General features: G+C 68.8%; 25 protein-coding genes. 4 read left to right on the forward strand and 21 right to left on the reverse strand.

Annotation, left to right across the window (positions count from 1 at the left end; translation table 11 throughout):
* Positions 1–193: 193 nt before the first annotated feature.
* Both IF78_RS0128655 and IF78_RS0128660 read right to left on the reverse strand, forming a co-directional pair.
* Positions 194–517, reverse strand: coding sequence for an STAS domain-containing protein (locus tag IF78_RS0128655; protein ID WP_030046661.1), 324 nt, complete (start codon positions 515–517; stop codon positions 194–196).
* Positions 518–732: 215 nt separating this feature from the next.
* On the reverse strand, positions 733–1,581 hold the full coding sequence (locus tag IF78_RS0128660; protein WP_031485796.1) for a 3-hydroxyacyl-CoA dehydrogenase family protein: 849 nt from the start codon (positions 1,579–1,581) through the stop codon (positions 733–735).
* Positions 1,582–1,891: 310 nt separating this feature from the next.
* Between IF78_RS0128660 and IF78_RS0128665 the strand changes: the two genes are divergently transcribed.
* Positions 1,892–2,464 carry a cob(I)yrinic acid a,c-diamide adenosyltransferase gene (locus tag IF78_RS0128665; RefSeq protein WP_031485798.1) on the forward strand — a complete coding sequence of 191 codons (573 nt, stop codon included), beginning with the start codon at positions 1,892–1,894 and terminating at the stop codon, positions 2,462–2,464.
* Here IF78_RS0128665 and IF78_RS0128670 read toward each other — a convergent pair.
* Both IF78_RS0128670 and IF78_RS0128675 read right to left on the reverse strand, forming a co-directional pair.
* Complete coding sequence (locus IF78_RS0128670; RefSeq protein WP_031485800.1) at positions 2,461–2,649, reverse strand: DUF5708 family protein; 189 nt, start codon at positions 2,647–2,649, stop codon at positions 2,461–2,463. The genes IF78_RS0128665 and IF78_RS0128670 overlap by 4 nt on opposite strands.
* Positions 2,646–3,233 (reverse strand): hypothetical protein, encoded by a 588-nt coding sequence (locus IF78_RS0128675; protein ID WP_031485803.1) that lies wholly within the window; start codon positions 3,231–3,233, stop codon positions 2,646–2,648. The genes IF78_RS0128670 and IF78_RS0128675 overlap by 4 nt, the downstream gene beginning before the upstream one ends.
* 175 nt (positions 3,234–3,408) lie before the next feature.
* Between IF78_RS0128675 and IF78_RS0128685 the strand changes: the two genes are divergently transcribed.
* The 3 genes from IF78_RS0128685 (at position 3,409) to IF78_RS0128695 (ending at position 7,213) form a co-directional block, all read left to right on the forward strand.
* Positions 3,409–4,602, forward strand: a complete 1,194-nt coding sequence (locus IF78_RS0128685) for a sensor histidine kinase (RefSeq protein ID WP_031485805.1) — start codon at positions 3,409–3,411, stop codon at positions 4,600–4,602.
* 13 nt (positions 4,603–4,615) lie between these two features.
* Positions 4,616–5,254, forward strand: coding sequence for a response regulator (locus tag IF78_RS0128690; RefSeq protein ID WP_031485807.1), 639 nt, complete (start codon positions 4,616–4,618; stop codon positions 5,252–5,254).
* 135 nt (positions 5,255–5,389) lie between these two features.
* A complete protein-coding gene (locus IF78_RS0128695) occupies positions 5,390–7,213 on the forward strand; it encodes a glycoside hydrolase family 18 chitinase (RefSeq protein ID WP_031485808.1) in 1,824 nt (607 codons plus the stop codon).
* A gap of 36 nt (positions 7,214–7,249) precedes the next feature.
* On the opposite strand, the gene IF78_RS0128700 is transcribed toward IF78_RS0128695, so the two are convergent.
* The 17 genes from IF78_RS0128700 to rpmE all read right to left on the reverse strand — a co-directional run bounded on the left by IF78_RS0128700 (position 7,250) and on the right by rpmE (position 22,580).
* Positions 7,250–7,696: a DUF2550 domain-containing protein gene (locus IF78_RS0128700; protein ID WP_031485809.1), complete on the reverse strand. Its 447-nt coding sequence runs from the start codon at positions 7,694–7,696 to the stop codon at positions 7,250–7,252.
* A 162-nt stretch (positions 7,697–7,858) separates the two neighbouring features.
* The gene (locus IF78_RS0128705; RefSeq protein ID WP_031485810.1) at positions 7,859–8,233 is read right to left on the reverse strand and encodes a F0F1 ATP synthase subunit epsilon; all 375 of its coding nucleotides are present in this window, start codon (positions 8,231–8,233) and stop codon (positions 7,859–7,861) included.
* Positions 8,234–8,363: 130 nt separating this feature from the next.
* A complete protein-coding gene (gene atpD, locus IF78_RS0128710) occupies positions 8,364–9,800 on the reverse strand; it encodes a F0F1 ATP synthase subunit beta (protein WP_031485812.1) in 1,437 nt (478 codons plus the stop codon).
* Complete coding sequence (locus IF78_RS0128715; protein WP_031485814.1) at positions 9,800–10,717, reverse strand: F0F1 ATP synthase subunit gamma; 918 nt, start codon at positions 10,715–10,717, stop codon at positions 9,800–9,802. Before IF78_RS0128715 ends, atpD begins: the two co-directional genes overlap by 1 nt.
* A gap of 21 nt (positions 10,718–10,738) precedes the next feature.
* The gene (atpA, locus tag IF78_RS0128720) at positions 10,739–12,346 is read right to left on the reverse strand and encodes a F0F1 ATP synthase subunit alpha (RefSeq protein WP_031485816.1); all 1,608 of its coding nucleotides are present in this window, start codon (positions 12,344–12,346) and stop codon (positions 10,739–10,741) included.
* Between the two features lie 128 nt (positions 12,347–12,474).
* Positions 12,475–13,290, reverse strand: coding sequence for a F0F1 ATP synthase subunit delta (locus tag IF78_RS0128725; RefSeq protein WP_031485818.1), 816 nt, complete (start codon positions 13,288–13,290; stop codon positions 12,475–12,477).
* Positions 13,287–13,835 carry a F0F1 ATP synthase subunit B gene (locus tag IF78_RS0128730; RefSeq protein WP_031485820.1) on the reverse strand — a complete coding sequence of 183 codons (549 nt, stop codon included), beginning with the start codon at positions 13,833–13,835 and terminating at the stop codon, positions 13,287–13,289. The genes IF78_RS0128725 and IF78_RS0128730 overlap by 4 nt, the downstream gene beginning before the upstream one ends.
* A gap of 41 nt (positions 13,836–13,876) precedes the next feature.
* The gene (atpE, locus tag IF78_RS0128735; protein WP_031485821.1) at positions 13,877–14,110 is read right to left on the reverse strand and encodes an ATP synthase F0 subunit C; all 234 of its coding nucleotides are present in this window, start codon (positions 14,108–14,110) and stop codon (positions 13,877–13,879) included.
* Positions 14,111–14,188: 78 nt separating this feature from the next.
* Positions 14,189–15,007, reverse strand: coding sequence for a F0F1 ATP synthase subunit A (gene atpB, locus IF78_RS0128740; protein WP_483316148.1), 819 nt, complete (start codon positions 15,005–15,007; stop codon positions 14,189–14,191).
* A gap of 225 nt (positions 15,008–15,232) precedes the next feature.
* Positions 15,233–15,667 (reverse strand): Cg1360 family ATP-synthase-associated protein, encoded by a 435-nt coding sequence (locus tag IF78_RS0128745; RefSeq protein WP_031485825.1) that lies wholly within the window; start codon positions 15,665–15,667, stop codon positions 15,233–15,235.
* A 329-nt stretch (positions 15,668–15,996) separates the two neighbouring features.
* A complete protein-coding gene (locus IF78_RS0128750; protein WP_031485828.1) occupies positions 15,997–17,361 on the reverse strand; it encodes an MraY family glycosyltransferase in 1,365 nt (454 codons plus the stop codon).
* Positions 17,362–17,501: 140 nt separating this feature from the next.
* On the reverse strand, positions 17,502–18,740 hold the full coding sequence (locus IF78_RS0128755; protein WP_031485829.1) for a serine hydroxymethyltransferase: 1,239 nt from the start codon (positions 18,738–18,740) through the stop codon (positions 17,502–17,504).
* Positions 18,741–18,848: 108 nt separating this feature from the next.
* A complete protein-coding gene (locus IF78_RS0128760) occupies positions 18,849–19,529 on the reverse strand; it encodes an arsenate reductase/protein-tyrosine-phosphatase family protein (RefSeq protein WP_031485831.1) in 681 nt (226 codons plus the stop codon).
* Positions 19,526–20,173, reverse strand: a complete 648-nt coding sequence (locus IF78_RS0128765) for an L-threonylcarbamoyladenylate synthase (RefSeq protein ID WP_031485833.1) — start codon at positions 20,171–20,173, stop codon at positions 19,526–19,528. The genes IF78_RS0128760 and IF78_RS0128765 overlap by 4 nt, the downstream gene beginning before the upstream one ends.
* A gap of 70 nt (positions 20,174–20,243) precedes the next feature.
* Positions 20,244–21,083, reverse strand: a complete 840-nt coding sequence (gene prmC / locus IF78_RS0128770; RefSeq protein ID WP_031485835.1) for a peptide chain release factor N(5)-glutamine methyltransferase — start codon at positions 21,081–21,083, stop codon at positions 20,244–20,246.
* Between the two features lie 90 nt (positions 21,084–21,173).
* Positions 21,174–22,250, reverse strand: coding sequence for a peptide chain release factor 1 (gene prfA, locus IF78_RS0128775; protein WP_031485838.1), 1,077 nt, complete (start codon positions 22,248–22,250; stop codon positions 21,174–21,176).
* Between the two features lie 105 nt (positions 22,251–22,355).
* Entirely contained in the window at positions 22,356–22,580 is a 225-nt protein-coding gene (gene rpmE, locus IF78_RS0128780) for a 50S ribosomal protein L31 (RefSeq protein WP_031485840.1), read from the reverse strand.
* Positions 22,581–22,637: the final 57 nt, after the last annotated feature.

Raw genomic sequence — 22,637 nt, forward strand, 5'->3', positions numbered from 1 at the left:
TCTAGTCGGCGGGCAGCCGAACCCTAAACCTTCGCACAGTATCTACGACAGATCGGGGTACCGCGCCGTCCGAGACGTCACAGTCTCGTGAGAATTGTGCACGACGTGCGCTTCGCAGCCGGAACGCCCGACTGTCCCGCCCCACCCGTGCCGGGCGCCTCACTTCTAAGCAGCGTCCCGCCCGATCGCGGTGTCACACCCGGGGCAGTGACTCCACCCCGATGCCGCCCTCGATCGCCAGGATCCGGTGCAGCCGGGTGGCCACCAGCAGGCGCTGCATCTGCGGCGGCACGCCGCGCAGCACCAGGCGCCGGCCGCAGCGGCCGGCCCGCCGGTGGGCCCCCATGATCACCCCGAGTCCGGTGGCGTCCCAGGAGTCCAGCTCGGACAGGTCGAGCACGAGGTCGCCGACTCCGTCGTCGACGGCCGAGTGCAGGACCGTACGGGCGTCCGCCGCGCTGCGGACGTCGAGGACGCCCCCGACGACCAGTTCGGCGTGGTCGCCCCTGATGTGCATATGCGCTCCCCAAGCGTGCGTTCGTGCTCCGCGATGCGTGTCTGTGTCTGTGCCCTGATTGCCTGTGGCTGTGTTCGCTATGAGTCTTCGCTGTGGCCGGTGATGCAACCTCTGACTGCGTTGGGCGGCCGGAGGTTGCCGTCTGTAAGCGAACCGATACCGAATTCACCCCATCGCGTGATGCGCTCAGGGGATGTGCGGTGCTTTACGAGTGCTCAGTAGCTGTAAAAGCCTTGCCCGCTCTTGCGGCCGATGTCACCGGCGTCCACCATCCGGCGCATCAGCTCCGGCGGGGCGAACTTCTCGTCCTGGGACTCGGTGTAGATGTTGCTGGTGGCGTGCAGCAGGATGTCGACGCCGGTGAGGTCCGCCGTGGCCAGCGGGCCCATGGCGTGGCCGAAGCCCAGCTTGCAGGCGAGGTCGATGTCCTCGGCGGTGGCGACGCCCGACTCGTAGAGCTTGGTGGCCTCGACGACGAGCGCCGAGATGAGCCGGGTGGTGACGAAGCCGGCGACGTCCCGGTTGACGACGATGCAGGTCTTGCCGACGGACTCGGCGAACTCCCGCGCGGTGGCGAGGGTTTCGTCGCTCGTCTTGTACCCGCGGACGAGCTCGACGAGCTGCATCATCGGCACCGGCGAGAAGAAGTGCACACCGACGACCCGCTCCGGGTGCTCGGTGGCCGCCGCGATCTTGGTGATCGGGATGGCGGAGGTGTTGGAGGCGAGCACGGTGTCCTCACGCACGATCTTGTCGAGCGTGCGGAAGATCTCGTGCTTGACCTCGAGCTTCTCGAAGACCGCTTCGACGACGACGTCCGCGTCGGCGGCGGCGTCCAGGTCGGTGGTCGCGGTGATGCGGGCGAGAGCGGCGTCGGCGTCGTGCGCCTCCAGCCTGCCCTTGCTGACGAACTTGTCGTACGAGGCCTTGATGCCGTCGGTGCCACGCTTGAGCGCCTCATCGGTGACGTCACGCAGGACCACGTCCCAGCCCGCCTGAGCGGAGACCTGGGCGATGCCGGAACCCATGAGTCCGGCCCCGATGACGGCGAGCTTCCGTGCCACTGACGACTCCCCTTTGAATCACGGCAGCATGACTGCGCGTGCGCTTACACGCTGTTTACGATTGCCTCTTCGGCGGACCTTAGCGTCCGTGAGGCACTGTGTGACCGGTTAGTAACGCGAGTCACGGTCTCACGGCGTGAGATGCCCGTCACGACGTCCCGTCCGACGGCCAATGCCTTGCGCGTCCACGCGGATTGACGCCTCTTCCCACCAACGACACCCGACCATCCGGGACACGGGTGCGACATAAGAATGAACGTACGAAAGAAGGGGTGCCTGCGGTTCGGAGGGCAGCGTCTAGATTGGCCGTATGGTCAATCTGACGCGCATCTACACCAGGACCGGCGACAAGGGCACCACCGCCCTCGGCGACATGAGCCGGGTCGCCAAGACCGATCTGCGGATCTCCGCGTACGCGGACGCCAACGAGGCGAACGCGGTCCTCGGGACGGCGATCGCGCTGGGGAACCTGGACGAGGAGATCGTCAAAGTGCTCACCCGGGTGCAGAACGACCTGTTCGACGTGGGCGCGGACCTGTCGACGCCGGTGGTGGAGAACCCGGAGTTCCCGCCGCTCAGGGTCGAGCAGTTCTATGTCGACCGACTGGAGGCGGACTGCGACCGCTTCAACGAGCAGTTGGAGAAGCTGCGGTCCTTCATCCTGCCGGGCGGTACGCCGGGAGCGGCGCTGCTGCACCAGGCCTGCACGGTGGTACGCCGGGCCGAGCGCTCGACCTGGGCGGCACTGGAGGTCCACGGCGAGACGATGAACCCGCTGACGGCGACCTACCTCAACCGGCTGTCGGACCTGCTGTTCATCCTGGCCCGGACGGCCAACAAGGACGTGGGTGACGTGCTGTGGGTGCCGGGCGGGGAGCGCTAACCGCTCTCCCGCAGCCGCCGGTACAGGCCCGTCGCGACCAGCGCGCCGCCGACGCACATCATCACCAGACCGACCTTCGTCAGGGTGACGACCGGGACTTCCACGTCCTCGGTGAACAGCCACAAGGGCAGGCCGATCAGGAAGGTGACGACTCCTTCCAGCAGGTCCTTCGTCGCCTTGTTCATCGCTGGGCTCCCTCCTTCGACGTCATGGGCCGGTGTTCCGCGACCGGCGCGGCGGGCTCCTTGGGCGGCCAGATCCAGTACCCCAGGGCGACCAGGCCGTAGATGCCGACCGTGCGGATCGCCACCCACTGGAAGGCGCGCAGGGAGCTGACGTCACCGGAGTCACCGACGTACCAGACGGCGAGCTGGAGCAGGGCCAGCGCCACCGCGCCGCCGTACACCGCCCGCAGCCACAGCCCGGCCTCGTGGCGGGCGCGGGCGCGGCCGTAGCGCGGCGGTTTCACCGGGGGCGGCCCGCCGCCCAGGCGATGGGCCGCGTGGCCGTCGAGCCAGCGGATGGTGCGGTAGCCGAAGGCCACGGTGTAGCCGATGTAGAGCGCCGCGAGGCCGTGCTCCCAGCCCGGCTCGGCGCCGTTCCGCAGGTCGATCGCCGTGGCGGCGAACAGGACCAGCTCCAGCACCGGCTCGCACAACAGCAGCACCACGCTCGTCCGGCGCCACTTCAGCACGTAACGGACGGCGAGTCCCAGCGCCAGCAGCACCCAGAAGCCGACCTCGCAGCCGATGATGAGGGCGACGATCACAACTTGCTCCCTTCGGTCACCTTTCCAGGCTCCCGTCGGGACCGGCCGCTCTCGTCGTCGGCGGTGACGAACTCGCCGTACATCGAAGGATGAAGTCGCGGTACATCGAAAGATGCAGTCCACGACCCTTCCCCGGAATCAGGCGCCGAGCGCCCGGCCCGTGTTGGATGGGGACATGGCCGTACGACCGCCCCGCCCGAGCACCTTCGACGTGTGCGTCGGGCTCGCCGGACTGCTCGGGGGCCTGCTGCTGTGGGGCGTGGGCATCGGGGCCCGGTCCGCCGACGAGCCGATCGTGCTCCTCGACGGCCGCTGGCCGATCCTGGTGCCGCTCGTCGTGACCGCCGGCTGCGAGGTGATGCGCAGCACCTTGCCGCGCACGGCACTGCTGGTGGGCTGGGTCACGCTGACCGTGGACACCCTCACCCAGGGCAACCTGGTCACGGTCCTGATGTTCACCGACCTCGTGTACGCGGCCGTGGTGTACGGGCCGCCGGCCACCGCGCGTCGCGTCCCGTGGATCTCCGGGCTGCTCACGGTGGCCGGCACGGTGGTGCCCGTCGCGGTGTGGCGGGTGCCCGAGGCACTGCTGGTCGGCGTGGTCATCGGCCTGGTCGGACTGATGCCGGCCCTCACCGGCTGGGTCGTGCGCAACCACCGCGACGCCGCCGAGGCCGCCCGGCTGCGCGCCGAGCAGACCGCGCTGCTCGCCGAGAAGGACCGCGCCCAGGCCGTCACCGCGGAACGCTCCCGCATGGCACGCGAGTTGCACGACATGGTCGCCAACCACCTCTCCGCGATCGCCATCCACTCCACCGCCGCGCTCTCCCTCGACGACCCGAAGACCTCCCGGGAGGCGCTCTCGGTCATCCGGGAGAACAGCGTCGAAGGGCTCGCGGAGATGCGCCGGCTCATCGGCATCCTGCGCGACTCCAGCGGCGACACCACGCCGGTCGCGGCCCCCACGCTCGACGGGCTCGGCGCCCTGGTCGAGGGCGCCCGCACCAACGGCCTCGACGTCACCCTCGACGCCACCCACGGCACCGTCCCCGCCCCGGTCGCGCTCGCCGCCTACCGCATCGTCCAGGAGTCGCTGACCAACGCGCTCAAGCACGCCTCCCCCGGCCGGGTCACCGTCGAGCTGGTCCAGCGGGACCGCTGTCTCGCCGTCGCCGTGAGCAGCCCCTTCGGGGACCGCGACGGTCCCCGCGCACCGGGCTCGGGTGCCGGCCTGGTCGGCATGCACGAGCGGGTCGCGCTGCTGGGCGGCGAGTTCGAGGCCGGGCCCGTTCAGGACCCGGCCTCCGGCCACGGCAAGCTCTGGACCGTACGCGCCACGCTTCCCCTGACCGAAGGAGACAGAGAGTGAACGGAGACGGGACATGATCCGCGTCCTGGTCGCCGAGGACCAGTCGGCCGTGCGCGCCGGGCTCGTCCTCATCCTGCGCAGCGCGCCCGACATCGAGGTGGTCGGCGAGGCGGCGGACGGCGAGCAGGCCGTGGCGATGGCCCGCGAGCTGCGGCCCGACCTGGTGCTGATGGACGTTCAGATGCCGCGGCTCGACGGGGTTTCCGCGACCCGGCAGGTGGTCGCCGAGCGGCTCGCCGACGTCCTCGTGCTCACCACATTCGACCTCGACGAGTATGTGTTCGGGGCGTTGCGGGCCGGGGCCGCGGGGTTCCTGCTGAAGAACACGGAGGCGAAGGACCTGGTCGAGGCGGTCCGGACGGTGGCGCGCGGGGAGGGCCTGATCGCCCCGGCCGTCACCCGGCGCCTGATCGCCGAGTTCGCCGCGAAGCCCATCCGGGGGACGGCCGACCCGTCCGTCCTGGACTCCCTCACGCGCCGCGAGCGCGAGGTTCTGGCCTGCCTCGGGAAGGGCCTGTCCAACGCCGACATCGCGACCCGGCTCGACATGGCCGAGGCGACGGTCAAGACGCACGTCAGCCGGCTGCTGGGGAAGCTGGAGCTGCGCAGCCGGGTCCAAGCGGCCGTACTGGCGCAGGAGTTGGGGATCTAGCAGGAACAACGGGGAGCAAGGGGACTACTGGTCCAGACCTATTGACCTGTGGTCCAGACCTTTCTATTCTCACCGCACCATGAATGGGCGTGAGGCTCAGTCATGCCCCACAACTCCCCAACAAGGAGGCGCGACATGCGCTTCAGACACAGAGCCGCGGCAGGGTTCGCGACCCTGCTGCTCCCCCTGGCCGGTCTCGTCGGCCTCGCGAGCCCCGCCGAGGCCGCGACGTCCGCCACCGCCACCTACGCCAAGACCCAGGACTGGGGCTCCGGCTTCGAGGGCAAGTGGACCGTCAAGAACACCGGCGACACCACCATCAGCTCCTGGACCGTCGAGTGGGACTTCCCCTCCGGCACCTCCGTCACCTCCGCCTGGGACGCCGACGTCACCTCCTCCGGCACCCACTGGACCGCCAGGAACAAGTCCTGGAACGGCTCCCTCGCCCCCGGCGCCTCCGTCACCTTCGGCTTCAACGGCACCGGCGCCGGCGCCCCGGCCAACTGCAAGCTGAACGGAGGCAGCTGCGACGGCGGCAGCGTCCCGGGCGACAACCCACCGTCCGCCCCCGGCACCCCCACCGCCTCCGACATCACCAACACCTCGGTGAAGCTCAGCTGGTCCGCCGCCACCGACGACAAGGGCGTCAAGAACTACGACGTCCTGCGGGACGGCGCCAAGGTCGCGACCGTGACGACCACCTCGTACACGGACTCCGGCCTGACCGCCGGCACCGACTACTCCTACGCCGTCCAGGCCCGCGACACCGCCGACCAGACCGGCCCGGTCAGCGGCGCCCGCGCGGTGCGCACCACCGGCGGCACCACGGAACCGCCGCCCACCGGTGGCAAGGTCAAGCTCGGCTACTTCACCGAGTGGGGCGTCTACGGCCGCAACTACCACGTCAAGAACCTGGTGACGTCCGGCTCCGCCTCGAAGATCACGCACATCAACTACGCGTTCGGCAACGTCAAGGACGGCAAGTGCGTCGTCGACGACACCTACGCCGCCTACGACAAGGCCTACACCGCCGACCAGTCCGTCAGCGGCGCCGCCGACACCTGGGACCAGCCGCTGCGCGGCAACTTCAACCAGCTCCGCCAGCTGAAGGCGAAGTACCCGCACATCAAGGTGCTGTACTCCTTCGGCGGCTGGACCTACTCCGGCGGCTTCGGCCAGGCCGCGGCCAACGCCGCCGCGTTCGCCAAGTCCTGCAAGGCCGTGGTCGAGGACCCGCGCTGGGCCGACGTCTTCGACGGCATCGACATCGACTGGGAGTACCCGAACGCCTGCGGCCTGACCTGCGACACCTCCGGCGCCGCGGCCTTCAGGAACCTCTCCCAGGCACTGCGTGCCGAGTTCGGCTCGAATTACCTGGTCACCGCCGCCATCACCGCCGACGCCTCGTCCGGCGGCAAGATCGACGCGGCCGACTACGGCGGCGCCGCCCAGTACCTCGACTGGTACAACGTGATGACGTACGACTACTTCGGCGCCTGGGACAAGACGGGCCCCACCGCCCCGCACTCGCCGCTCACGTCGTACTCCGGCATCCCGAAGGAGGGCTTCAACTCCGCCGCCGCCATAGCCAAGCTCAAGGCGAAGGGCGTCCCGGCGAGCAAGCTGCTGCTCGGCATCGGTTTCTACGGCCGCGGCTGGACCGGCGTCACCCAGTCCGCCCCCGGCGGCACGGCCACGGGCCCGGCGACCGGCACCTACGAGGCGGGCATCGAGGACTACAAGGTCCTCAAGAACTCCTGCCCGGCCACCGGCACCGTCGCCGGCACCGCGTACGCGCACTGCGGCAGCAACTGGTGGTCGTACGACACCCCGTCGACGATCGCCGGGAAGATGAGCTGGGCCAGGAACCAGGGCCTCGGCGGCGCGTTCTTCTGGGAGTTCAGCGGTGACAGCAGCAACGGCGAGCTGGTGAGCGCCATCAACAGCGGGCTGTCGTAGGGAATTTCAGAGAGACGTTCAAGGGGTTCGGAACCCCTAGGCGACATTGACGCGCTGACCGGGCGGGGCTGCCTCAAGCCACGCGAGGAAACCGGTCAGCGCGTCTTCGCTCATGGCGAGTTCCAGACGCGTGCCCCGGTGCAGACAGACGAGGATCACGTGGTCGGACAGGAGCGCCAGCTCCTCCTCGCCCTCGGGGACCCGACGGCCGGCCACCTCGATCGCGGAGCGCTCCAGGATGCGGCGCGGGCGGTAGGCGTAGGAGAAGACGCGGTACCACTCGATGCGGTCGCCGTTGTAGCGGGCGACGCCGTAGCTCCAGCCCTTGCCGCTGGTGTCGGGTTTCTCGGGCACGTCCCAGCGCAGGGAACAGTCGAAGGTGCCGCCGGAGCGCTGGATGAGCCTGCGGCGCAGGCCGAAGACGAACAGCCCCAGCACCACGAGGGCGACAACGATTCCGCACACAGTCAGAGCGAGGACCATCGACACCGACCTCCTCGTCTCCTAGGTAACGGAACGGAAAAAACTTCCATATCTGCCTCAGCCGCGACCGGCACCGGATTGCTCCGGTCCCAGCCGCGGCTGAGTGACGTCATCGCGTGCGCTCCCCCAGAGCCTAAAGGGCCCGGAAGGTGACCCCGTGGGTCAGCGCGCCGTCGCCGCCCGCAGGCGGACCTCCGCGCGGCGCTCGGCGAACGCGTCGTCGTCCGACTTCGCGCGCTCGAGTGCCCGCTCCGCGCGCTGGACGTCGATCTCGTCCGACAGCTCGGCGATCTCGGCCAGCAGCGACAGCTTGTTGTCCGCGAACGAGATGAAACCGCCGTGCACCGCGGCGATCACGGTTCCACCTTCACTCGTACGGATGGTCACCGGGCCCGACTCCAGCACACCGAGCAGCGGCTGGTGACCGGGCATGACGCCGATGTCGCCGGACGTGGTGCGCGCGACGACCAGGGTGGCCTGGCCCGACCAGACCTCACGGTCGGCGGCGACCAGCGCGACGTGCAGCTCAGCAGCCAAGGTGGCTCCTCGGGTCACCACCCGGCGGTTCGGCCGGGTGTTGGTTACAAGTCTAGTAGGCGTGGATGAGGGGGCGGGACGAACCCCCGCCCCCTCATCAAGAGCTCAATGGCTCACGAAGACCGGTGCGTCAGGAGACGCCCAGTTCCTTCGCGTTCTTCTTGAGGTCCTCGAGACCACCGCACATGAAGAACGCCTGCTCCGGGAAGTGGTCGAACTCACCGTCGCAGATCGCGTTGAACGCGGCGATCGACTCGTCCAGCGGCACGTCCGAGCCGTCCACACCGGTGAACTGCTTGGCGACGTGCGTGTTCTGGGACAGGAAGCGCTCGACGCGGCGGGCACGCTGGACGACCAGCTTGTCCTCCTCGCTGAGCTCGTCGATACCGAGGATCGCGATGATGTCCTGGAGGTCCTTGTACTTCTGCAGGATCCCCTTGACGCGCATGGCGCACTGGTAGTGGTCCTGCGCGATGTAGCGCGGGTCCAGGATGCGGGACGTGGAGTCCAGCGGGTCCACGGCCGGGTAGATGCCCTTCTCGGAGATCGGACGGGAGAGAACCGTCGTCGCGTCGAGGTGGGCGAACGTGGTGGCCGGGGCCGGGTCGGTCAGGTCGTCCGCGGGGACGTAGATCGCCTGCATCGAGGTGATCGAGTGACCACGGGTCGAGGTGATGCGCTCCTGGAGGAGACCCATCTCGTCGGCCAGGTTCGGCTGGTAACCCACCGCGGAGGGCATACGGCCGAGCAGGGTCGACACCTCGGAACCGGCCTGCGTGAAGCGGAAGATGTTGTCGATGAAGAACAGCACGTCCTGCTTCTGGACGTCACGGAAGTACTCGGCCATGGTCAGGCCGGCCAGCGCGACGCGCAGACGGGTGCCCGGGGGCTCGTCCATCTGACCGAAGACCAGCGCGGTCTTGTCGATGACGCCGGACTCGCTCATCTCGTCGATGAGGTCGTTGCCCTCACGGGTGCGCTCACCGACACCGGCGAACACCGACACACCGTCGTGGTTGTTGGCGACACGGTAGATCATCTCCTGGATGAGCACCGTCTTGCCGACGCCGGCGCCGCCGAACAGACCGATCTTGCCGCCCTTGACGTACGGGGTCAGCAGGTCGATGACCTTGACGCCGGTCTCGAACATCTCGGTCTTCGACTCGAGCTCGTCGAAGTTCGGGGCCTTGCGGTGGATGGACCAGCGCTCGCCGTCGTACTTCTCGTCGACGTTCAGCACCTCACCGAGGGTGTTGAACACCTTGCCCTTGGTGAAGTCGCCGACCGGGACGGTGATGCCGTCGCCGGTGTCGGTGACCGGGGCCTGGCGGACCAGACCGTCGGTGGGCTGCATGGAGATGGTGCGGACCAGGCCGTCACCCAGGTGCTGGGCGACCTCCAGGGTCAGGATCTTCTTCTCGCCCGCGTTCGCCGGGTCGGCGACCTCGACGTGGAGGGCGTTGTAGATCTCCGGCATCGCGTCGACGGGGAACTCCACGTCGACGACCGGGCCGATGACCCGGGCGACGCGGCCCGTAGCCGTCGCGGTCTCAACAGTGGTGGTCATTATCGGTCACTCCCCGCGGTCGCGTCGGCGAGGGCGCTCGCGCCACCGACGATCTCGCTGATTTCCTGGGTGATTTCGGCCTGGCGGGCCGCGTTGGCAAGACGGGAGAGCGTGTTGATCAGCTCGCCCGCGTTGTCGGTGGCCGACTTCATCGCGCGCCGCGTGGCGGCGTGCTTGGAGGCGGCCGACTGGAGCAGCGCGTTGTAGATACGGCTCTCCACGTAGCGCGGCAGCAGGGCGTCGAGGACGTCCTCCGCCGAGGGCTCGAAGTCGTACAGCGGGAGGATCTCGCCCTTCGGCGCGGCCTCCTGCGCGACCTCTTCGAGGCTGAGCGGCAGCAGACGCGCGTCGAGCGCCTGCTGGGTCATCATCGACACGAACTCGGTGTAGACGATGTGGAGCTCGTCCACGCCGCCCTCGGCCGTCGCCGTCTCGATCGCCTCGATCAGCGGAGCCGCGACCTTCTTGGCGTCCGCGTACGTGGGCTCGTCGGTGAAACCGCTCCACGACTCCGCGATCTTGCGCTCACGGAAGTTGTAGTGCGCCACACCACGGCGGCCGACGATGTAGACGTCGACCTCCTTGCCCTCGCGCTCCAAGCGCTCGGTGAGCTGCTCCGCCGCCTTGATGGCGTTGGAGTTGAACGCACCGGCGAGACCGCGGTCGCTGGTCAGGAGCAGCACCGCGGACCGCGTGACCGTCTCGGCCTGCGTGGTCAGCGGGTGCTTGGTGTTCGAGCCGGTACCGACCGCCGTGACCGCGCGGGTGAGCTCGGTCGCGTAGGGCGTGGAGGCCGCCACCTTGCGCTGCGCCTTGACGACGCGCGAGGCGGCGATCATCTCCATCGCCTTCGTGATCTTCTTGGTCGCGGTGACGGATCGGATGCGACGCTTGTAGACCCGGAGCTGGGCTCCCATGAGTCAGGTCCCTTCCTTACGTCACTTGGAGGCGCTGGTCGCCTTCGGGGCGGCCGGAGCCTCTTCGCCGAGGAGCTTGCCGTCCGCGGTCTCGAACTGCTTCTTGAACTCCGCGATGGCGTCGGCGACAGCGGTGAGCGTGTCGTCGGACATCTTGCCGCCCTCCTTGATGGAGGTCATGAGGCCCTGCTCCTTGCGGTGCAGGTACTCCAGGAGCTCCTTCTCGAAGCGGCGGATGTCGCCGACCGGCACGTCGTCCATCTTGCCGGTGGTGCCGGCCCACACCGAGACGACCTGGTCCTCGGTGGACATCGGCTCGTACTGGGCCTGCTTCAGCAGCTCGACCATGCGCTGACCGCGCTCCAGCTGCGCCTTCGACGCGGCGTCCAGGTCGGAACCGAAGGCGGCGAACGCCTCCAGCTCACGGAACTGGGCGAGGTCTACGCGCAGACGACCCGAAACCTGCTTCATCGCCTTGTGCTGCGCGGAACCACCGACTCGGGAGACGGAGATACCGACGTTCAGCGCGGGGCGCTGACCGGCGTTGAACAGGTCCGACTCCAGGAAGCACTGGCCGTCGGTGATGGAGATGACGTTGGTCGGGATGAACGCCGAGACGTCGTTGGCCTTGGTCTCGACGATCGGCAGACCGGTCATCGAGCCGGCGCCCATGTCGTCGGAGAGCTTGGCGCAGCGCTCCAGCAGACGGGAGTGCAGGTAGAAGACGTCACCCGGGTAGGCCTCACGGCCCGGCGGGCGGCGCAGCAGCAGGGACACGGCGCGGTAGGCGTCGGCCTGCTTCGACAGGTCGTCGAAGATGATGAGGACGTGCTTGCCCTCGTACATCCACTGCTGGCCGATGGCCGAACCGGTGTACGGCGCCAGGTACTTGAAGCCGGCCGGGTCGGACGCCGGGGCGGCGACGATGGTCGTGTACTCCAGCGCGCCGTTCTCCTCCAGCGCGCGGCGGACCGACGCGATCGTCGAGCCCTTCTGGCCGATGGCGACGTAGATGCAGCGGACCTGCTTGTTCGGGTCGCCGGTGCGCCAGTTGTCGCGCTGGTTGATGATCGTGTCGACGGCCAGGGCGGTCTTGCCGGTCTGGCGGTCACCGATGATCAGCTGACGCTGGCCACGGCCGATCGGGGTCATCGCGTCGACGGCCTTGTAACCGGTCTCCATCGGCTCGTGCACCGACTTGCGCTGCATGACCGTGGGGGCCTGCAGCTCAAGGGCACGACGACCGCTGGTCTCGATCTCGCCGAGGCCGTCGATCGGGTTGCCGAGCGGGTCGACGACACGGCCGAGGTAGCCCTCGCCGACGGCCACGGAGAGGACCTCACCGGTACGGGAGACCGGCTGACCCTCCTCAATGCCGCTGAACTCACCGAGGACGATGGCACCGATCTCGCGCTCCTCGAGGTTGAGGGCGAGGCCGAGGGTGCCGTCCTCGAACTTCAGCAGTTCGTTGGCCATGGCCGAGGGCAGGCCCTCGACCTTCGCGATGCCGTCGCCGGCAAGGGTGACCGTACCGACCTCCTCGCGCGAGGCCGCGTCCGGCTTGTACGACTGGACAAAGTTCTCCAGCGCGTCCCGGATCTCCTCCGGCCGGATCGTGAGCTCCGCCATCTGGGTTCCCTGCTCTCCTTGTTGGGCCCGAAGTTTCAACTTGGGGGTCTGGGGGCGACCCCCAGGAATCCTCTGCACGACCCAACCGGGCCGTAGATACGTACTGCTTACTGCTTATGAAGTTGCTGCTAGCTCGCCAGTCGGCGGCCGGCGTCCTCGATGCGGTCCGCGAGGGAGCCGTTGATGACCTCGTCACCGACCTGCACCCGGATTCCGCCGACGACCTCGGGGTCCACGTCGAGGTTCAGGTGCATCGTGCGGCCGTAGAGCTTCGCGAGGGCGGCACCCAGGCGCTGCTTCTGCTGGTCGCTCAGCGGCACCGCCGAGGTGACCACGGCCACCATGCGGTCCCGGCGCTCGGCGGCGAGCTTGGACAGGGACTCCAGTCCCGACTCCAGGCTACGTCCACGCGGCGCGGTCACAAGACGCGTCACCAGACGCTCGGTGGTCGCCTTGGCCCGGCCGCCGAGCAGGCTGCGCAGCAGCTCGCCCTTGGCCGACGCCGCGGCGGCGCGGTTGGTCAGTGCGGCGCGCAGCTCGGTGCTGGAGGAGACGATCCGGCCGAACCGGAACAGCTCGTCCTCGACATCGTCGAGCGTGCCCGCCCGCTGCGCGGCGGTGAGGTCGGCGGTGTTCGCCAGCTCCTCCAGCGCGTCCGCCAGGTCGCGGGACTGCGACCAGCGGGAACGCACCATGCCGGCCAGCAGGTCGGCGGTCTCGCCGCCGACCTGGCCGCCGAGCAGGCGCTGGGCCAGCTCGGCCTTGGCCTCACCGGCCTGCGCCGGGTCGGTCAGGACCCGACGCAGCGACACCTCGCGGTCGAGCAGCGCGGTAACGGCGGCCAGCTCGTCGGCGAGCTTGGTCGCGTCGACGGACGTGTTGTCCGTCAGCGCGTCGAGACGCTCACGTGCGGCTGCCAGGGCCTCGCGGCTCGCTCCGTTCATCGTCCGGCCTCGGCCTTCTCCTCGAGCTCGTCGAGGAAGCGGTCGATGACGCGGCTCTGCCGGGCGTGGTCCTCGAGGGACTCACCGACGAGCTTGCCCGCCAGGTCGGTGGCGAGCTTGCCGACGTCCTGGCGCAGCGCGGAGGACGCGGCCTTGCGGTCGGCCTCGATCTGCGCGTGACCGGCGGCGACGATCTCCTCGCGCTGCCGCTGGCCTTCCGCACGCATCTCGGCGATGAGCGCGGCGCCCTGCTCCTGCGCCTCCTGGCGCAGACGCGCGGCCTCGTGCCGGGCCTCGGCGAGCTGGGCCTTGTACTGCTCGAGGACGCTCTGCGCCTCGACCTGGGCCGCCTCGGCCTTCTCGATACCACCTTCGATCGCCTCGCGGCGCTCTTCCAGAACCTTGTTGATGTTCGGAAGCAGCTTCTTCCAGAAGAAGAAGAACACGATGGCGAAGGCGATGGTGCCGACGAGCAGCTCGGGGCCCGGAGGAACGAGCGGGTTCTGCTCTTCCTCGGCCGCCAGCTGTACCAGGTTGGCGATCACATCAGTGCCTTTCGTTGAAAGGTTGGCTCGTCAGGGCTCGATCATCCGTAGACGAACGGCATGACGATGCCGATGAGGGCGAGCGCCTCACAGAAGGCGAAGCCGAGGATCTGGTTGGCACGGATCAGGCCGGCGGCCTCGGGCTGGCGGGCGAGGGCCTGGGTGCCGTTACCGAAGATGATGCCGACGCCGACGCCGGGGCCGATGGCGGCCAGGCCGTAGCCGATGGAACCGATGTTGCCTTCGACGGCGGCGAGGGTCTCAAGGGCAGCCATGCTGATTCTTCCTTCTCTTTCATGGACCGGCGGGGGTTGGCCACCGGACGTTCTTGGGGGCTTGTGCTGCTGCGGGGCTCAGTGGTGCTCGGCGAGAGCGCCCTGGATGTACGAGCAGGCCAGCAGCACGAAGACGTACGCCTGGACGGCCTGCACGAAGAGCTCGAAGAGGATCATGACCATGGTCATGACGAAGGAGACACCGGCCGCCGGGATCATCCAGCTGTTCAGCAGGTACCAGGAGGCGACGGTGAACATGACCAGCATCAGGTGGCCAGCGAACATGTTGGCGAAGAGTCGGACCGCGTGCGTGAACGGGCGCACCAGCAGGTTCGAGAAGAACTCGATGACCATCACGAGCGGCAGCACCGCGCCCAGCGACTTGTCGTAGCCGGTGACGTTCTTGAAGAAGCCGACGAAGCCGTGCCGCTTGAAGGTCACCGAGACCCAGATGATCCAGACGATGGCGGCCAGCACCATCGGGAACGCGATGATCGACGAGACCGGGAACTGGGCCAGCGGGATCACGGACCAGATGTTCATGATCCAGATGAAGAAGAAGAGCGAGACCATGAAGGGGACGTACTTCTCGCCCTCCTTCTTGCCGAGGGTCTCGTAGACGATGCCGCGGCGCACGAAGTCGTAGCCGGCCTCGCCGATCATCTGGAGCTTGCCCGGAACCACCTTCGCCTTGCTGAAAGCAAGCGTGAAGAAGGTGATGACCAGGAGCGTGGTGATGAGGGCGAGCAGCATCACCTTGTTGAACTCGAACCCGCCCACCGTGGCGATCGGCTTGAAGAGGAACGAGTGCAGGCCCGGAGCCGGGAAGCCACACCCGTTGTCGGACATGATCCGACAACTCCAGTCAAAGGCGAGCTGGGTCTGGTCAGCACTCACCGCGGGCTCCTTCGGCGTGACGCATGGGTACGGCAACCTCGTTGTGTCGGCGCGGCGCGCAGCCGCGGATCGGCACCGGACTGGTGTTACGGGTGTGAGGGCGGCTAGGGGGCATCGAGCCTCGCGATTGAGCAGGCGTCAGCTCAGATGCCCGCGCCCGCGATGCCGCAGTTGGCACCGGACGATAGCAGGACTTCTTACACGCTCTTATCTCGGCCCTACCCCTCACGACGAGTGCCCCGATTTTTCGGGCTTTTCGCCCGAGGAGTCGGGTTCGACGTAGAGGATCTTGGCCTTCATGTGAGCACGCGTCTGAGCGGCGATCCACGCGAGAGTGGTGGCGATGAGCGTGATCGCGAAGGCCTTGGGGTGGAACAGCGTGGTGTCCCTGAACAAGCTCAGGAAGATGAACAGCAGCAGGATCTGCGCCGCGTAGAGCATCAGGCCCATCATCTGGAACAGATGCGGAAGCGATTTGGCGGTTCGCTGCAGGACATAAAGCCCGATGCCCATGAAGAGGATCGTGAGCACCGCCGCGACGACGGCACCGATCGCACCCTTGCCACCCACGACCACACCACTGACGACGGCAGCGACCGCCCCGACGGCGGCCGTGGGCACGGCAGCCTGAAGCAGGATCCGGACGTCATTGGACGGCATGGCGGCAACTCCGCTTTCACGGTGGGGGCAGGGTGTCGTCATGGACGAGCGTAGTCCCGGGCTGAGAGAGGACCTCACACCAATGGACCGTCGCACTACGGTCCTTCGGCTCTATCCGGGGGGTTCTCGTGAACGGTATCACAAACTATTTGATGAGGTCTTTACCTGGCGGGTGTGCCCACCGTCACACATGAGAGTGACCGTGCGCGTCTGTGCAGAATCCCGGCCGACTTGTCTGGTATTGGGGCGCTACGCACCCCCATCGCACTCCCACGGTTTGGCAATGCTCTAGTCAGATTCTTACCTTGACCGTGTTCTCACGCCGGTCGTCAGCGCGACGTTCCGGCCTTGCCCCGGTCCAGCAAACGCGAACGGGCGCCGATCGCGGTCGCCCCGTTGACCCGCGAGACCCCGGCGGCGACCGGCGTACGCGGCTCCCCCTCGGACCGGGCCCCGGCCGGGGCGTCCGCCGCTGTCTCGGCGGAGGCGGTCTGCGGTGTGGTGGCGGCCGGTTCCGCGACGGCCCCGCGGCGGCGGTAGCGCGGCGGCACGAAGCCCTCCGCCCAGCGCGGGGCGCGTGGAGTGAAGCGGGGCAACAGGAGGAGTACCAGGCCGATGGCGCTGAGGAACACGACGCCCAGCACGATCCACATGGACGCCGAGTTCACGGAGTAGGCGAGCGTGCCGAAGGCGATCAGCGCCGACCAGAAGTACATGATCAGCACCGCGCGGCTGTGGGAGTGGCCGATCTCCAGCAGGCGGTGGTGCAGATGGCCCCGGTCGGCGGCGAACGGCGACTGGCCGCGCCAGGTGCGGCGGACGATCGCCAGCACCAGGTCGGCGGCCGGGATCGCGATGATCGTCAGCGGCAGCAGCAGCGGGATGTAGACCGGCACCGTCTGGTGCACGGCCTCCCTCTCGGACTGGGCGAACACCTTCAACGCGTCCGGGTCGACCTGGCCGGTGATGGAGATGGCCCCCGCCGCCAGCACCAGCCCGATCAGCATCGAGCCCGAGTCGCCCATGAAGATCCGCGCCGGGTGCATGTTGTGCGGCAGGAAGCCCAGGCACATGCCCATCAGGATCGCCGCGAACAGGGTGGCCGGGGCGGCGGCCTCGATGCCGTACGACACCCAGACGCGGTAGGCGTAGAGGAAGAACGCGGCCGAGGCGATGCACACCATGCCGGCCGCGAGGCCGTCCAGGCCGTCGACGAAGTTGACCGCGTTGATGGTGATCACGACCAGGGCGACGGTGAGCAGGGTGCCCTGCCACTGGGTCAGCGCGACCGAGCCGACGCCCGGGATGGGCAGCCACAGGATGGTCAGACCCTGCATGACCATGACGCCGGCGGCGATCATCTGGCCACCCAGCTTGATCAGGGCGTCGATCTCGAACTTGTCGTCCAAGACGCCGATGAGCCAGATGAGCGCCGCTCCGGAGAGCAGCGCCCGCGGCTCGTTGGACTTCTCGAAGACCGTGCTGAGGTTCGTCAGGTGGTCGGCGACCAGCAGGCCCGCGCACAGGCCGAAGAACATCGCGATCCCGCCGAGCCGCGGAGTGGGCTCCCGGTGCACGTCACGCGCCCGGATCTCCGGCATCGCTCCGGCCACGATCGCGAACTTACGTACCGGCCCTGTCAGCAGATACGTCACCGCGGCCGTGACGCAGAGCGTCAGCAGGTATTCACGCACGGGCTTCCCCACAAGTCTCGCTGGCCATCTCAGCCCCACACACTAGCGACGGACTCGTACGCGACGCATATGTGTGGGGACTTCCGGGTAGCGACGATGGTTGCACGCGTGGCTGTGTATACGGGTGCGTCTACCCCGCCTCAGCCGGGATACGGCGGAAATCTACCGGCCAGCTCCCGCACTTCTTCACGGGCCTTCTGGCTTTCGGTCTCTGCTCTCAGCACACTCGCCAGCAGCGCGGCGAGCCACGTCATCTCCTCCTCGCCCATGCCCTGGGTGGTCACGGCCGCCGTGCCGAGGCGCAGGCCACGGGCGTCGCCGTGCGGCAGCGCGCAGCAGTCCAGCACGATCCCGGCCGCCGCGAGCCGCCCGCGCGCGGTGCGACCGTCGACGCCGAGCGGGGCCGGATCGGCGGTGATGAGGTGGGTGTCGGTGCCGCCCGTGGTGACGACCAGCCCCTGCGCGGCCAGCGCGGCCGCCAGCCGCCTCGCGTTGGCGACCACCTGATGGGCGTACGCGGTGAACGCCGGTGTCGCCGCCTCGCCGAACGCGACGGCCTTGGCGGCGATGGTGTGCATCTGCGCACCGCCCTGCGTGAACGGGAAGACGGCGCGGTCGACGCGCTCGGCGAGATCCGAGCCACACAGGACCATGCCGCCGCGCGGGCCGCGGAGCACCTTGTGGGTGGTGGCGCAGACCACATCGGCGTACGGCACCGGATTCGGCGCCGCTCCCCCGGCGACGAGCCCGATCGGGTGGGCGGCGTCGGCGATGAGGTACGCCCCGATCTCGTCGGCGACCTCGCGGAAGAAGGCGTAGTCGATGTGCCGGGGGTAGGCGATGGATCCGCACACGATCGCCTTGGGGCGGTGTGTGAGGGCGAGCGTGCGCACCTGGTCGTAGTCGATGAGCCCCGTCTCGGCATCCACGCCGTACGGCACGAACTCGAACCAGCTGCCCGAGAAGTTGGCGGGCGAGCCGTGTGTGAGGTGGCCGCCGTACGGCAGTCCGAGGGCGAGGACGGTGTCGCCGGGCCGCAGCAGGGCGGCGTACGCGGCGAGGACGGCCGAAGAGCCCGAGTGCGACTGGACGTTGGCGTGCTCGGCCCCGAACAGCGCCTTGGCACGCTCCACGGCGAGCCGCTCGGCGACGTCGACCATCTCGCACCCGCCGTGGTACCGGGCGCCCGGATACCCCTCCGCGTACTTGTTGGCGAGCGGCGACCCGAGAGCCGCGAGCACGGCCGGCGACGTGAAGTTCTCGGCGGCGATGAGCTGGAGCGTCGTCGACTGCCGGTCGAGCTCCCCGAGCAGGATGTCGGCGAGCTGAGGGTCCTGGCGGCGCAGGACGTCGGCCTCGATGGCAGGGGTGACCGTCATGGTGGGCTCCGGGGCGTCGACGCTGACGTACGTCCAATGTAGGCCGGGGACGTCAGGGACGCCCGGTGTTGGCGTCCATATCCAGTACCGACCGCCATGGGCAGCCACCTACGTCCGCGCCGGCACCCCGGTCAGCGCCGTGACCACCGGATCCAGCGCCTCGTGTATCTCGTCCCCCACCGACCGGAAAAACGGCAACGGCGCCCCGTACGGGTCATACACCTCGTCCGCCTCCGCCGTCGGCGCAAGAAGCCACCCGCGTAGAGCGGCCGCGGCACGCACCAGGGCGCGGGCGCGGAACACCACGCCGTCCTCCAGGGGAGGCAGCGTCGCCGGGTCTATCGCCCGCACCAGGCGCGTGAACTCCTTGAGCGTGAAGGTGCGCAGGCCCGCCGAGTGGCCCATGGAGATGACCTGGGCGCGGTGGTCGCGGGTGGCCGTCAGGACCAGGTCGGCCCGGATCACGTGCTCGTCGAGGAGCTCGCGGCCGGTGAAGCCGGAGGCGTCCGCGCCGAAGTCGGCGAGGACCGTCTCCGCGTTCGATTCCATGGGCGCGCCCTCGTGGCCCCAGGTGCCCGCGCTCTCCACGATCAGCCCGCCGCCGAGCACACCGAGCCGCTGCTTCACGAAATGACGGGTCAGCCGCTCGGTGATCGGCGAGCGGCACACGTTGCCGGTGCTGACGTGGAGGATGCGGAAGCTGTCGCGCGGGAGTCCCACGAAGGTCGTCGTGATCTCCGCCGCGCGTTCCCCGTTGCCTATGCCACGCCCCGCTTCAGGGGCTGTCAATTGGCCACCTCGAGGTCGGGTACGACCTTTCGCAGCTCGTCCGCCGAGATGGCGCCCGCGCGCAGCAGGAGGGGCACCTCGCGGGTGACGTCGACGATCGACGACGGGACGTTGCCGGGGGTCGGGCCGCCGTCCAGGTAGACGGAGACCGAGTCGCCGAGCATCTCCTGCGCGGCGTCACAGTCCTCGGGGGCGGGGTGGCCGGTCAGGTTCGCCGACGACACCGCCATCGGGCCGACCTCGGTGAGCAGTTCGATCGCGATCGGGTGCAGTGGCATGCGCACGGCAACCGTGCCCCGGGTGTCGCCCAGGTCCCACTGCAGGGACGGCTGGTGCTTGGCGACCAGCGTCAGCGCGCCCGGCCAGAACGCGTCGACCAGTTCCCAGGCCAGCTCGGAGAAGTCGGTGACGAGACCGTGGAGCGTGTTCGGGGAGCCGATCAGCACAGGGGTGGGCATGTTGCGGCCCCGCCCCTTGGCCTCCAGCAGATCGCCGACGGCCTCCTTGGCGAACGCGTCGGCGCCGATGCCGTACACCGTGTCGGTCGGGAGGACCACGAGCTCGCCACGGCGGACGGCGGACGCGGCTTCGCGCAGACCCGTCGTGCGGTCGGTCGCGTCGTTGGTGTCGTATCGCCGTGCCATGTCTAGCGGGCCTCCTCGTACACGAAGTACACGTCGTTCACGTACTGCGGGACTGAAGTGTGGGGGGTGGTCACGGCAGCGCCTTGCGGGCGGTCGCGAACCTCGGGCGGTTGTTGAGGTCGGGGTGGTCGGCCGCGTCGGCCCAGCCCCGCTCCTCGGTGAAGATCCACGGCACCTGGCCGCCCTGGGTGTCGGCGTGCTCGATGACGACGACACCGCCCGGGCGCAGGAGACGGTGTGCGGTCCGTTCCAGACCGCGGATGAGGTCGAGGCCGTCCTCCCCTGAGAACAGGGCGAGTTCGGGATCGTAGTCCCGCGCCTCGGGAGCGACGTACTCCCATTCGGTGAGCGGGATGTAGGGCGGGTTGGAGATGACCAGGTCGACCTGGCCGTCGAGGTCGGGGAAGGCGTCAAGGGCGTTGCCCTGACGCAGGTCGACGCGGGAGCCCTCGACGTTCTTGCGCGTCCACTGCAGGGCGTCCTCGGACAGCTCCACGGCGTGCACGCGCGAGCGCGGCACCTCCTGGGCGAGGGCGAGCGCGATGGCGCCGGAGCCGGTGCACAGGTCGACGATGCAGGGCTCGACGACGTCCATCGCGCGCACGGCGTCTATGGCCCAGCCGACGACCGACTCGGTCTCGGGACGGGGCACGAACACACCGGGCCCCACTTGGAGTTCGAGATAGCGGAAGTACGCCCGCCCGGTGATGTGCTGGAGCGGCTCGCGCTGCTCACGGCGGGCGATGACCTCCCAGTAGCGGGCGTCGAAGTCCGCGTCCTTCACAGAGTGCAGCTCGCCCCGCTTCACGCCGTGCACGAACGCGGCGAGCTCCTCCGCGTCGGTGCGCGGTGAGGGCACGCCGGCATCGGCCAGCCGCTGGGTGGCCTGTGCCACCTCCGCGAGCAGCACGCTGCGGGGGCTTTGGGGTCGCCCCCCAAGAGATTGCTGCACGCAAGTCCTCCGTGTCGTACTCGTACGTCCTTTACGTCCTGTACACCCTTACGCGGCCGCCAGCTTCGCCGCCGAGTCCGCGTCGACGCAGGCCTGGATCACCGCGTCGAGGTCGCCGTCCAGGACCTGGTCCAGGTTGTAGGCCTTGAAGCCGACGCGGTGGTCCGAGATGCGATTCTCCGGGAAGTTGTAGGTGCGGATCTTCTCGGAGCGGTCGACGGTGCGGACCTGGCTGCGGCGGGCGTCGGCGGCTTCCTTCTCCGCCTCCTCCTGCGCCGCCGCGAGCAGCCTGGAGCGCAGGATACGCATCGCCTGCTCCTTGTTCTGCAGCTGGCTCTTCTCGTTCTGGCAGGAGGCGACCACTCCGGTCGGAATGTGCGTGATGCGCACCGCGGAGTCGGTCGTGTTGACGGACTGACCACCCGGGCCGGACGAGCGGTACACGTCGATCCGCAGGTCGTTCGGGTTGATCTCGACGTCGATCTCCTCGGCCTCGGGAGTGACCAGCACACCGGCCGCGGAGGTGTGGATACGGCCCTGGGACTCGGTCGCGGGCACGCGCTGCACGCGGTGCACGCCACCTTCGTACTTCAGGCGCGCCCAGACACCCTGGCCGGGCTCCGTGGCGCCCTGCCCGCCCTTCGTCTTCACGGCGACCTGGACGTCCTTGTAGCCGCCGAGCTCGGACTCGGTGGCGTCGATGATCTCGGTCTTCCAGCCGACGCGCTCGGCATAGCGCAGGTACATGCGCAGCAGGTCCCCGGCGAAGAGCGCGGACTCGTCTCCACCGGCGCCCGCCTTGATCTCCAGAATGACGTCCTTGTCGTCACTCGGGTCGCGCGGGACCAGCAGCAGGCGCAGCTTCTCCGTCTGCTCCTCGCGCTGCTTCTCCAGCTCCTTGACCTCGGCGGCGAACTCCGGGTCGTCGGCGCCGAGTTCACGCGCGGTCTCGATGTCGTCGCCGGTCTGCTTCCAGGAGCGGTACGTGGCGACGATCGGGGTGAGTTCGGCGTAGCGCTTGTTCAGCTTGCGCGCGTTCGCCTGGTCGGAGTGGACCGACGGGTCGGCGAGCTTCTTCTCCAGGTCGGCGTGCTCCGCGACCAGGTCCTCGACGGCCTCGAACATCTTGGGGCTCCTGTGTGCGTACGGGGTTGAAGGGCGGGCGACCAAAAACGCCGGTCCCGGCGCGCCTGGGAAGGGCGCGGCCGTGGACCGGCGAATTGGAGCCAGCTACTTCTTGGAGCCGGCAACAGCCTTGCCGAAGCGGGCCTCGAAGCGGGCCACACGGCCACCGGTGTCGAGGATCTTCTGCTTGCCCGTGTAGAACGGGTGGCACTCGGAGCAGACCTCGGCGCGGATGGTGCCGCTGGAGATCGTGCTACGGGTGGTGAACGACGCGCCACAGGTGCAGCTGACCTGCGTCTCGACGTACTCGGGGTGGATGTCGCGCTTCAAGGTGTCTCCTAGTTTCGGGAGGGCGCCGGGTCGCAACCGCGGGATGCGGGAGCGTGA

Source organism: Streptomyces bicolor, assembly GCF_000719285.1.
GTDB lineage: Bacteria > Actinomycetota > Actinomycetes > Streptomycetales > Streptomycetaceae > Streptomyces > Streptomyces bicolor.